This is a genomic window from Paeniglutamicibacter sp. GQ140 (assembly GCF_059759235.1).
Map to the genome: position 1 here is coordinate 561,558 of NZ_JCAXDW010000001.1, position 11,654 is coordinate 573,211.

At 64.9% G+C, this 11,654-nt stretch carries 11 protein-coding genes; 6 read left to right on the plus strand and 5 right to left on the minus strand.

The window, feature by feature from the left end:
* Positions 1–15: 15 nt before the first annotated feature.
* On the minus strand, positions 16–738 hold the full coding sequence (locus AC6CHY_RS02565; protein WP_498225327.1) for a hypothetical protein: 723 nt from the start codon (positions 736–738) through the stop codon (positions 16–18).
* Positions 739–774: 36 nt separating this feature from the next.
* A complete protein-coding gene (locus tag AC6CHY_RS02570; protein WP_254455716.1) occupies positions 775–1,497 on the minus strand; it encodes a DUF5058 family protein in 723 nt (240 codons plus the stop codon).
* A 299-nt stretch (positions 1,498–1,796) separates the two neighbouring features.
* Here AC6CHY_RS02570 and AC6CHY_RS02575 point away from each other — a divergent pair, with 299 nt between their 5' ends.
* Both AC6CHY_RS02575 and AC6CHY_RS02580 read left to right on the plus strand, forming a co-directional pair.
* Positions 1,797–3,221, plus strand: coding sequence for an amidase (locus AC6CHY_RS02575; RefSeq protein WP_498225351.1), 1,425 nt, complete (start codon positions 1,797–1,799; stop codon positions 3,219–3,221).
* A 141-nt stretch (positions 3,222–3,362) separates the two neighbouring features.
* Positions 3,363–4,325 carry an Lrp/AsnC family transcriptional regulator gene (locus AC6CHY_RS02580; RefSeq protein WP_217387111.1) on the plus strand — a complete coding sequence of 321 codons (963 nt, stop codon included), beginning with the start codon at positions 3,363–3,365 and terminating at the stop codon, positions 4,323–4,325.
* A gap of 80 nt (positions 4,326–4,405) precedes the next feature.
* On the opposite strand, the gene AC6CHY_RS02585 is transcribed toward AC6CHY_RS02580, so the two are convergent.
* Positions 4,406–4,711, minus strand: a complete 306-nt coding sequence (locus tag AC6CHY_RS02585; protein ID WP_217387110.1) for an XRE family transcriptional regulator — start codon at positions 4,709–4,711, stop codon at positions 4,406–4,408.
* Between the two features lie 5 nt (positions 4,712–4,716).
* On the minus strand, positions 4,717–5,070 hold the full coding sequence (locus tag AC6CHY_RS02590; protein WP_217387109.1) for a type II toxin-antitoxin system RelE/ParE family toxin: 354 nt from the start codon (positions 5,068–5,070) through the stop codon (positions 4,717–4,719).
* 225 nt (positions 5,071–5,295) lie between these two features.
* Here AC6CHY_RS02590 and AC6CHY_RS02595 point away from each other — a divergent pair, with 225 nt between their 5' ends.
* Genes AC6CHY_RS02595 through AC6CHY_RS02610 form a run of 4 tightly spaced genes read left to right on the plus strand, consistent with a single transcriptional unit; the run spans position 5,296 to position 10,454 of the window.
* On the plus strand, positions 5,296–5,946 hold the full coding sequence (locus AC6CHY_RS02595) for a TetR/AcrR family transcriptional regulator (protein ID WP_217387108.1): 651 nt from the start codon (positions 5,296–5,298) through the stop codon (positions 5,944–5,946).
* 39 nt (positions 5,947–5,985) lie between these two features.
* The gene (locus AC6CHY_RS02600) at positions 5,986–7,596 is read left to right on the plus strand and encodes a carboxyl transferase domain-containing protein (protein ID WP_498225328.1); all 1,611 of its coding nucleotides are present in this window, start codon (positions 5,986–5,988) and stop codon (positions 7,594–7,596) included.
* A gap of 6 nt (positions 7,597–7,602) precedes the next feature.
* Entirely contained in the window at positions 7,603–9,639 is a 2,037-nt protein-coding gene (locus AC6CHY_RS02605; protein ID WP_217387106.1) for an acetyl/propionyl/methylcrotonyl-CoA carboxylase subunit alpha, read from the plus strand.
* Positions 9,636–10,454: an HpcH/HpaI aldolase/citrate lyase family protein gene (locus AC6CHY_RS02610; RefSeq protein WP_498225329.1), complete on the plus strand. Its 819-nt coding sequence runs from the start codon at positions 9,636–9,638 to the stop codon at positions 10,452–10,454. The genes AC6CHY_RS02605 and AC6CHY_RS02610 overlap by 4 nt, the downstream gene beginning before the upstream one ends.
* A gap of 67 nt (positions 10,455–10,521) precedes the next feature.
* On the opposite strand, the gene AC6CHY_RS02615 is transcribed toward AC6CHY_RS02610, so the two are convergent.
* Complete coding sequence (locus AC6CHY_RS02615; protein WP_498225330.1) at positions 10,522–11,538, minus strand: Lrp/AsnC family transcriptional regulator; 1,017 nt, start codon at positions 11,536–11,538, stop codon at positions 10,522–10,524.
* Positions 11,539–11,654: the final 116 nt, after the last annotated feature.

An 11,654-nucleotide genomic window follows, 5' to 3' on the forward strand; every position in this document is an offset into this window, starting at 1 on the left:
CGGCGGAGGGTTGGGTCAGTCGACCTCGGTGGCGACATGGACTTCTTTTCGGTCGCGCAGCACCCAGGACAGGATGATCGAGAGCACCACGACGAGCGCGGTGGCGAAGAGTGCCGTCTTGGGTGCTGCGGGCACGATGACAAATTGGAACAGCAGGGCCAGGGCTACGGCGATGACGGTGGGCCGCAGGCGCTTCATGCTCACGATCGCCTGCACGAGTACGGCACCCATGAGCGCGGGCAGGATGTAGACGCGGGCGACCTCGATCATGCTGGCGGGGACCATCGAGACCAGCCACGTCCCGAGCAGCCCGACAAAGACGAGCAGGCTGGTCAGGTGGACGGTGGCGGCGCCGCCGATGGCCATCACGGCGGCCAGGTCGCCGCGCCGGGTTCCGGGCCTGGCGTTGATGCTGGACTGGGCAACGATGGCGGCGGGGAGCAGTTTGTTGGAGATGTTCCCGATCATGAAGGCCTGGTACATCGCGGCCGATCCCAGGATCGGGAAGTAGGTCAGCGGCTCGACGAACCAGAAGACCCCGAAGGTGGCGGCGACCGCGACGAAGGCGATCCAGACCATGGGTCCGGTGATTTCCAGGCCCGAGAAGAAGACCAGGTAGATGGGTCCGAGCAGCGAGAACACCAGGCCGGCGATCATGGTCAGGGATCCGTAGCGCGTGGTCTCGGATTCGAAACGGGCCATGGAGGCATCGGCGTGTGTGGCGACGGGGGTGGTCATGGTTTTTCTACTTTCTTGCTCGCAGGAAATGGGGGTCTAGGCCGTGTGCATCAGGTAGGCGGCGGCGATGGCAACCATGATGGCGAAGCCCAGCGCCCATTCCTTCAGCCACCGGGCGTTGAGTAGCTTGGCCAGGAAGAGGCACAGGCACATGGTTGCCGCGGAAATCATCAATGTGACTGCGTGGACATTGGACTTGGGCAGCTCGGCGATGGCCAGCATCGAAAAGGCGCCGAGCAATGCGGCGGCCGGAATCAGCGCCATGACCGCCGGGTTGGCCTTCGCCAGTTTCTTGCCGCCGCGCTTGAGCACGGGCGTCAGCACCAGGGTGGAGAGCATCCACATGCCTCCCGACAGGGACATGGCCATGAACGCGACGGCGAAGACCTGCTGCGTGTATTCGGGCCCGCCGAGCACGGTGCCCATGGAAATCGCCGCCAGGGATGCGGAGGCGGTTTCCGTCGAGGCGGAACCGATGAGCCCGATGCGGACCAGCACCGCCGGCGTCCCGAACAGCGCCAAAAGGGCGATGGCCACCAGCACCACTGCCAGCGAGGGGCCGATCGAGGCCACTGCCCCGGCCCTGAAGGACTCCTTCAGCTCGCGGGTCGGCATGCCAATGTGCGGCGCCGCGCGGCGGGCGGCCTTGATGTAGAGGAAGGTCTGCACGAAGATCACGGCGAAGACGCCCAGCGCGCAAATCCACAGGATCGGGGTGTTCGCCACGGCCCAGATATCCGTGGATGTCGGGTTTGCCATGAGGGGTCGGATATGCGGCATCGCATTTCTCCTTTGGTCTCGTCGACGCCGCCGCTGCCAGCCACACTCCGGGCTAAACTGTGAGCCACGTCTCTTTTGTTCCAGATTGCGCTGTCAACGGGTTCCTGGCAACCAATGAAGGATTTGGTCAAGGATTTGTCGTTTTCCTGCATCATGGACCAATTTCCCGTCCACACTATTCACGCGGCGTGAGGCGCGGACAGACTGTGGTCATCAGCAATCTCGGCGCAGGGCCGAGCAACCAAGAGGACGTGGATGACGTGAACGCGATTCAAGACATGGGCGCCCGGGAGATGACCGAAGCAATCAAGCGCCGCGACCTGTCGGCCAGGGAAGCACTCGAGAGCCACATCGACCAGATCCAGAGAGTCAACGGCCCCATCAACGCCGTTGTCACCACCGATTTCGAGCGGGCCCGCGAACTCGCCGCGAAGGCCGATGAGGCAACCGCGCAGGGCAAGCCCACCGGGCTGCTCCACGGCCTGCCGATGACGCACAAGGACACGTTCAACACCGCGGGCCTGCTCACCACCCAGGGATCGCCGGCCCTGAAGGACAACGTCCCGCAGACCGACGACCTGCAAATCGCACGGCTGGCCGCGGCCGGCGCGATCCGCACGGGCAAGACCAACGTTCCCGAGTTCGGGGCCGGCTCGCACACCTTCAACGAGGTCTTTGGAACGACCACCAATCCCTACGACACTGCGCTGAGCGCCGGCGGATCCTCGGGGGGCGTTGCCGCTGCCATCGCCGCCCGCATCCAGCCGCTGGGCGAGGGCTCCGACATGGGCGGCTCGCTGCGGATTCCCGCATCCTTTTGCAACGTGGTGGGTTTCCGCCCTTCCTACGGCGTGATCCCCATGCCGTCTGCCACCAATTCGTGGGCATGGCTGGCACGCAGTGGCCCGATGGCCCGCACCGTCGACGACATTGCCCTGTTCATGGAGGCCACTGCCGGTGACAGCGACAAGGTGTTGACTCCAAACACGCTGACCGGCCGTGACTTCGCGAATCTCCCGCCGAATGCACTGCGCGGAATCCGCATCGGCTACAGCAGGGACTTCGGACTGGGCGTCCCCGTCGAGCCGGAGGTCCTGGCCGTTTTGGATGCGCAGATCGCCGTGTTCGAACAGGCAGGCGCCCACGTGGAGGAGGTCAGCATCGACCTTCGCGATGCCGATCTCGTCTTCGGCAACACCCGCGCCTACGACTTTGCCACTGACCTCGGCGACCTGGTGCGCAGCAAACGTGAACTGATCAAGCCCGAGGTGATCTGGAATGTCGAGAAGGGCTGGGCGCTGGACGCCGAGGACCTGATTGCCACCACGGCCGCGCGCACCCGCCTGGAAATCGCCGTCCAGGCATTCTTCGCCCGCTTCGACCTCTTTCTCAGTCCCGCCGCCCAGGTCCTGCCCTTCGATGCGACGTGGCGCTACCCGCAAACCATCGCCGGCACGCCCGCCACCACCTACCTCGACTGGATGCGCTCAGCGTGTCTCATCTCCGGCACCTCGTTGCCGGCGCTTTCCATGCCCGCCGGGTTCACCGCCGACGGTTTGCCCGTGGGCCTGCAGATGACTGCCAACCACTACAAGGACGTGGCTCTGTTGGCCTACGCCCGGGACTTCGAGCAGCGCACGCGCTACGCCGAGCGGGCGCCGGAGTGGATTGCCGCAGGATTGAAGGGACAAGAAATCCGGTGACGGCGCCCAATGCCGGCTGCCAGGCCCCGCACGGGTGTCCGCCGCGGGCAGTGCATTGGATACGCTGTTGCCAGGGCGCGTTGCCAAGTGCCAGTCATTGGCCGACCCGCGGCCGGCCAACTTCCACTCGAAGGGGACCCCATGGCCCAAGGCGAGCTCAGCTCACTGCAGCAACGCATCATCGGTGCACTCCAGGTGGACGGCCGCGCCACCTGGCGCAAGATCGCCCAGGTGCTCGACGAACATGAGCGCACCGTGGCGCGGCAGGGCGCGGAGCTTCTCGCCTCCAAGGTCATCTCCGTTGCGGCCCTACGCACGCGCGAGTCGGCGGTCATCATGCGCCTGGCCTGCACCCCGGGAACGGCCAGGCTCGCCTGCGAATCGCTGGCCCAGCGTCCCGACACCACCTTCAGCTACATGGTGACGGGGGTCGGAGACGTGGTCGCCGAGGTCATCTGCGAGGCGAACGCCTTGAATGAGCTGCTCACCTTGCAGGTGCCCTCGACCCCTGGGCTGATCACCTGCTCGACCTATCCGGTCCTGAAGTACTTCCGCACCATCCGGGGGTGGCGCATCGGGGTGCTCACCGCCGCGGAGGAACTCGCGCTGCACACGGAGCTGACCAGAGACGACACCCGACAGCAAGTCGTCCGCGAAGCAACGGCCAGGCTCACCGAGAACGACGAGTTGATCATCCAGGCCCTGCAGCGCGACGGCCGCGCCAGCGTGGAGGCGATCGCGAGACAGGTCAGGCTCTCCGAGTCCACGGTGTCCCGGCGCATCGACTGGCTGATCCGCAACTCCCACCTGGCGATCCGCACCCTGGTCGAGCCGGAGGCGCTGGGCTTGAACACCGAGGCGCTGCTGTGGATACACACCGCTCCGCACCAGGTCGAGGCACTCGGCACCGCCCTGGCCAAGCGCCCGGAAGTCCGCTACGCCGCCGCGGTGGCAGGCGATTGCCAGCTGGTCGCTGACATCACCGTCGCGACCCCCGCACAGCTCTACGACTTCCTGTCGGATTCTTCCTGGAGCAAGTCGATGACGGATCTGCAGACCACCATGGTGCTGCAGGCGCGCAAGCGCGGCGGGCAATTGCTCTGACCAAGCGTGCGACGTCGCACGGTTCACTTGGTGTGGGTCGAGGTTCACACCTGCGCCAGCGACTCGGAACAACCTTCCGCCTATGCAATCTCCAGGCGTTCGTCACCCAATTCAACTTCAATGCGCAAGCGTCCACCGATTGCTTCGACGTATTTGCGCAATGTATCCACTTGCGTTCGCTCAATGTCGCCGTGTTCGATACGAGAAACCCGATTCTGGCTAACCTGCAAAAGAGTCGCAACTTCGCTTTGGGTTAAATCGGCAGCTTCGCGCATTTCCCGAAGCTTAAAAGCACGGATTTCTTCCAACATTCGATGCTTGTGGGCCTCCACAACGGCCCGATCCACGGGGCGTTTTCTTAACAGTTCCTCTAGGTTCTTCGCCATTTTCCTCACCGTCCGTCTTCGTGCTCAAGGTGCCGCGATAATCGTTCATCAGCAATGGGGAGATTCTTCTTGTACCAACCAGCCCAATCCCCGGACTTGTCGCCAGCCACTAAAAAGATAGCCCGACGCCGGGTATCAAATGCAAAGAGCAGTCTCAGCTCCGTCCGTCCTTTCGAGCCCGGTCGCAACTCTTTCATGTTGCCATGTTCCGATCCGACGATGGAGTCAACCAAAGGCCTACCCAAATGTGGCCCTCTCTCGCCCAGCAGTTCAAGGGCAGCAACGACTTGGCCATAGGAAGAATCATCCAGTCCCATGAGCCAGTCTGCGATGAGTTCAGTGTCAATGACCCACTCCATACCCAACGATACAACACAAGGATTATATAACTCCAGAGGTTTACGCGGAGATGTCCGACAATGAGGCGCGTGACTACGCTGCTCGAACTCTCGTCATAACTTCACTCATTCACTCACTGCAGAATCAATCAAGTGATTGACAGTGAGCGTCATCACAGGGTTTGCTTGAATCGTGGAACCAATCAATTGATTGGCCAAGGCGCACGTTCGACAACGGAGTCCATAGTGAACATCGGCAAGGTCCAGCAGTCCGCCGTCATGCTCTTTGCCCGGCAGGGCTTCGCCGCCACCGGCATCCGCGAGCTGGGAGCGGCCGCGGGCATCAACTCCGCCACGATCTACCACTACACCGGCAGCAAGGAAGAACTGCTGGTGCAGGTCATGCGCGGATGCCTCGACGCCATGATTGCCTCAGGCTCGGCGGCCCTTCGCATTAGCGCAGAGCCAACCGTCCAATTGGCGGCGCTGGTCTCCGCACACGTCGGCTTCACCGCTACCAATCCGCTGACGGCCCGGGTGGCCGAATACGAGATGCGCGCACTGTCGCCCGAGAACCGAAGCGCGATGCAGAAGCTCCGCGACGACTACGAATCGCTTTTCGCCCAGGTCGTCGAGCGCGGAATCCGCGTCGGCGACTTCTCCGCGGACGACGCCACCATGGCGCGCCTGGCCCTGATGGAAATGGGAACCGGCGTGGCCCACTGGTACCGGCCCGACGGACGGCTGACTCTTGCCGAGGTCCAGCGCAACTTCGTGGCCATGGCCTGCAAGATCCTTTCAGCCGACTCGGCGATGCTCTCGGGGATCGATTTCATCCGCCCTCCGATGCATCTGGCCAGCGAACCTCCGGGCGCACCCCTGGCCACAGCCCGCTGACACAGCACCCCCAACGTTTTCCGCTTCGAAAGAGGATCAATGGAAGCCCTGCCCAGCACGATCGACACCGCCAGCCCCGCCTTCTTGGAGAATGCCGCCGAACAGACGCGGCTGGTCGGCGAACTGCGCGAGCGCCTCGCCACGGCCGCCCGCGGCGGATCCGAGAAGACGCGCCAGCGGCACGTGGACCGCGGCAAGCTGCTGCCCCGCGACCGGGTGGATGCACTGCTGGACGAGGGTTCGCCCTTCCTGGAGATTGCCCCGCTGGCCGCCGAGGACATGTACGGCGGCGACTGCCCCGGCGCCGGGCTGATCACCGGCATCGGCATGGTCCACGGCCGGTACGTGATGGTGGTGTGCAACGACGCCACCGTGAAGGGTGGCACCTACTTCCCCATGACCGTGAAGAAGCACCTGCGTGCCCAGGAAATCGCGCTGGAAAACGGGTTGCCCTGCGTGTACCTGGTCGATTCGGGCGGCGCGTTCCTGCCCATGCAGGACGAGGTCTTCCCCGACCGCGACCACTTCGGGCGCATCTTCTACAACCAGGCCAATCTCTCGGCGGCCAAGATCCCGCAGATTGCCGCAGTGCTCGGATCCTGCACGGCGGGAGGTGCCTACGTCCCGGCCATGAGCGACGAGACGGTCATTGTCCGCAACCAGGGAACCATCTTCCTGGGCGGCCCTCCCCTGGTGAAGGCGGCCATCGGCGAAATCGTCACCGCGGAGGAACTCGGCGGCGGAGACCTGCACGCCTCGACCTCCGGGGTGGTCGACCACCTGGCCGAAAACGATGCCCACGCCCTGTCCATCGTTCGCGACATCATCGACACCCTGCCGCCGACCCCCGATCCCGTCTGGGACCTCATCGGCGACGTTGCCGACCCCTGCGAGGATCCCGCCGAGATCTACGGGGCAGTGCCCACCGACGTGAACGCCTCCTACGACGTCCGCGAGGTCATCTCACGGGTTGCCGACGGCAGCGCGTTCCACGAGTTCAAGGCCAACTACGGCACCACGCTGGTCACCGGCTTTGCCCGCATCCACGGCCACAAGGTGGGGATCATCGCCAACAACGGCGTGCTCTTCTCGGAATCCGCGCTCAAGGGCGCCCACTTCATCGAGCTCTGCGACCAACGCGGCGTGCCGCTGGTGTTCCTGCAGAACCTCTCCGGGTTCATGGTGGGCCGGGACTACGAGGCCGGCGGCATCGCCAAGCACGGGGCGAAGATGGTCACCGCCGTGGCGACCGCCAGGGTCCCCAAGCTGACGGTGATCATCGGCGGGTCATTCGGCGCGGGCAACTACTCCATGTGCGGCCGGGCCTACTCCCCGCGCTTCCTGTGGATGTGGCCGGCCGCGCGGATCTCGGTGATGGGCGGGAACCAGGCATCCTCCGTGCTGGCCACCGTCAAGCGGGACGCCCTCGAGGCCGCCGGTTCCACGTGGAGCCCCGAGGACGAGGAGAGCTTCAAGGCCCCGATCAAGGAGCAGTACGAATCCCAGGGCAACCCCTACTACTCCACGGCCCGGCTCTGGGACGACGGGGTCATCGACCCGCTCGACACCCGCCGGGTGCTGGGGATGGCCCTGGATGTCTGCGCCACCCAACCGCTTCCGGAGACTTCCTTCGGCCTTTTCAGGATGTGATGCACCATGACCACCGAACTCTTTGACACCGTGCTGGTGGCCAACCGCGGGGAAATCGCCGTGCGCGTGATCCGCACGCTCAAGCGCCTGGGCATCAGGTCCGTTGCCGTCTACTCGGATGCGGACGCAGGCGCCCGGCACGTGCGCGAGGCCGATATCGCGCTCCGCGTCGGGGCCGCCCCGGCCGCCGAAAGCTACCTCGACATCGCGTCCATCATTGCGGCCTGCAGGGTCTCCGGCGCCCAGGCCGTGCATCCCGGCTACGGCTTCCTCTCCGAGAACGTTGAGTTCGCCCGGGCGTGCAAGGATGCGGGAATCGCGTTCATCGGACCGGGCGTTGACGCGCTGCTGCTGATGGGCGACAAGATCCGGTCCAAGAACCACGTCTCGGCCCACGACGTCCCGGTCACCCCCGGCATTGCCGAGCCCGAGCTCAGCGACGAGGAACTCATCGACGCGGCCGAGTCGATCGGCTTCCCGGTGCTGATCAAGCCCTCGGCTGGCGGCGGGGGCAAGGGCATGGTCGCCGTCGACTCGGCCCAGAAGCTGCCCGCGGCCCTGGCCAGTGCCAGGCGCACCGCGCTGGGTTCCTTCGGCGACGACACGCTCTTCCTCGAGCGACTGGTGCGCGCGCCCCGGCACATCGAGGTGCAGATCCTGGCCGACACCCAGGGCAACACCGTGCACCTGGGCGAGCGCGAGTGCTCCCTGCAGCGCCGGCACCAGAAGGTCATCGAGGAGGCACCCGCCCCGCTGCTGGAGAACCTCGATGACGGCGAGCGCATCCGCGCCGAGATCGGTGCCGCCGCCGTGGCAGCCGCCAGGTCGGTGAACTACGTGGGCGCAGGCACCGTGGAGTTCCTGGTCTCCGACGAGGCGCCCGGCGAGTTCTTCTTCATGGAAATGAACACCCGGCTGCAGGTCGAGCACCCGGTCACCGAGGAGGTGGTCCGCATTGACGGCGAGCGCATCGACCTGGTCGAGGCGCAGGTGCGCATCGCCGCCGGTGAACCGTTGGGCTTCACCCAGGACCAGGTCTCCCTGCACGGCCACGCCATCGAGGCCCGCGTCTATGCGGAGGACCCCGCCCACGATTTCATGCCCTCCACCGGCAGGCTGCTGCGGGTCCTCGAACCGGCAGGCGCCCACGTGCGCGTTGATTCCTCGCTGGACGAGGGCCTGGAGGTCTCGCCGCACTACGATCCGATGCTGGCCAAGGTCATCGCCTGGGGCAGCAACCGGGACACCGCCTTGGCCCGCCTGGACAGGGCCCTGGCCGACACCGTCATCCTGGGCGTGCTGACCAACATCGAATACCTGCGCCTGCTGCTGGCCGATCCCGACGTTCGCACCGGCACCCTGGACACCACGCTGATCGAGCGAAAGATGCCGGACATGGCCTTCCGCTCCGTCGGGGCAACCGAGCTGGTCCTGGCCGCGGCGCTCGAGGTGGGGCGCCACCCGGCCCGCGGCGGCACCTGGCGGGCCGGGGACTCCTGGCGCCTCGGGACACCGGCCGCGCTGGCCACCACCCTCGAGGTGGATGGCAGGATCTTCACGCTGTCCTCCATTCCCACGGACACCGGCCGCACCTTCACCCTCGAGGGTCGGGACTACGGGGTCACCCGGCTTCCGGGAGGATCCGTTGCCGTCAACGGCGTGCGGCAGCCCCTGGCCACAGCGTTCGGCGACGACTCGACACTCTGGCTCAGCCACGACGGCTGGGTAACCTCGCTGCGGATCCTTGACCGGCAGGAACTGCTGCGCCGGGAACTTGCCAATCGGACACATGTGCCCGGCGAGGCCTCCCCGGACGTCCGCTCCCCCATGCCCGGCACCGTCATCGCCGTGGGTGTCAGCGACGGGCAGTGGGTGGAAGCCGGGGAAATCCTGGTGACCATCGAGGCCATGAAGATGGAGCATCCGATGCTCTCCCCCGGATCCGGCACGGTCAGCATCGGCCGCCTGCGCGTGGGAGACCTCGTGAAGGCCAACCAGGTTGTCGCAACCCTTACCTACGACACGGAGGCAGTCCAGTCATGAGCACCTTCACCATGGGCCCATCCATCCTGTTCTGCCCCGCGGACCGGCCCGACCGCTATGCCAAGGCCCTGGAACGCGCCGACGCGGTGATCCTGGACCTGGAGGATGCCGTCGCGGCTGACCGGCGTGCCGAGGCACGCCGCGCGCTCGTCGGAAACCCGCTGGACCCGCAACGCACCATCGTGCGGGTTAACCCAGTCAATACTCCGGACTTCGCCGAGGACATGGCAGCCATCGGGCAGACCGCGTACCGCACCATCATGCTGGCCAAGACCGAAGGTGCCGCTGACCTCGCCAAGCTCGCTGATTATGCCGTGGTGGCCCTGTGCGAAACGGCCTTGGGCATCATCAACGCCCCGCAGATTGCCGCCGCGCCCAACGTCGTGGCCCTGATGTGGGGCGCCGAGGACCTCGTCGCCTCCCTGGGCGGTTCCTCCTCCCGCAAGGCCTCGGGCACCTACCGGGACGTGGCACGCCATGCCCGGTCCCAGGTGCTGCTGGCCGCCGGAGCCTACGGCAAGGTGGCCGTCGACTCGGTCTACATCGACATTCCCGATCTTGCTGGGTTGCTCGGCGAATCGGTTGACGCTGCGGCCTCGGGCTTCGGGGCCAAGGCCTCGATCCACCCGAGCCAGATGCCCGTCATCCGCCAGGCCTTCGCGCCGTCCGCCGAGGAGCTCGAACGGGCCACGCGCATCCTCGCGGCGGCAGAGCAGGCCCCCGGCGTCTTCACCTTCGAGGGGCAGATGGTGGACGAGCCGCTGCTGCGCCATGCGCGCGCCGTACTCGGTAAAACCGGGCGATCTGATCGATAGCGCTCGCCCGCGTGGTGTTTGAACGATCCGCGGGCCATCCGAACACGCTGCCGTCTCGGCCTATTCGCTAACCCTTAAGCGAACGAAACCATGGATCAACCGGCACGATGCCCTTGGACCGCCCAACTTCGTCCAGTAGCCGCCCGTAGACCTTGGTCATGCGGGTCGCCACCCGTTGGTCGACCACCTCGACATCCGGATGTTCCAGGGAGAGCCGCCTGAGAATGCCTTCCGCATCCACCAGATCGTGGAGGCCAACGATCAGGATAATGTTCGCGCTTCCAACGACGGAAGCGCAGAAACGTGTTTCCCGCCAATGTCCTATCAACAGCGATGTCCGTTCAGCATGCAACGCCGGTGCCTTCATCAACAGGATCATGTTCAGGGGCAGGTCAAAATCGGGGCGTGCAACATCGCACCTGAAAACAATCTGGTTGCCGGCTTGGAGCTGTTCCAACCGACGAGCAACCGCACCGGGCGAAACGCCGAGTTCGCGAGCCAGCTCAGTCGGCGAGCTTCGTCCATCCCTGCCCAACAACAGAAACAGGTCACGGTCTCGCTCAGTCAGGACTGGCCGGGATTCCTGGGATCTTGATTTGCTGTCGCCGTGCAACTGTCTTTCGTCGGAAGCCGAAAGGATGCCCTGACGCCAATCAACGCCGCCGGTCATCTGACGATAGAGGCTGATCCGAATCTGGTTGGCATCAAACAGTTCCGGAAGCCCACCGTGTACGCAACGTAAGACACCGTCCAAGGATGTGGCAATGGTGAGGCAATACAGGTTGTAGTCACCGGTCGTGTATCCGACGGTAATGACGTCGGGGTGCCTCCCGAGTGAAGTGGCGATGGCATCCATCTTTTTGCCTTCACACCGGATCTCGATGAAGGAACCATATGACACGGCCGGGTGGAGGGCGACACCTATCCATGCGAGCCGCCGCGATTCAAGACTCTTCCAACGCCGGGCAACCGTGACTTCGGAAACGCCGATGGCGCGTCCCACGGAGGCCCAAGTCGCCCGCGGGGAAATCTGCAAGGCATCAACGATCTCAAGATCCGTCGCGTGCACTTCCAACGAATCCATCCGTCATTCCATTCTTGACATCATGTTGAATTCAACATCGATCGAGCAATCTTGACTAGTTTCCATCGATCTAAGCGTTCATGTGATCAACATCCTACGCTTGGTATCACCTCAGA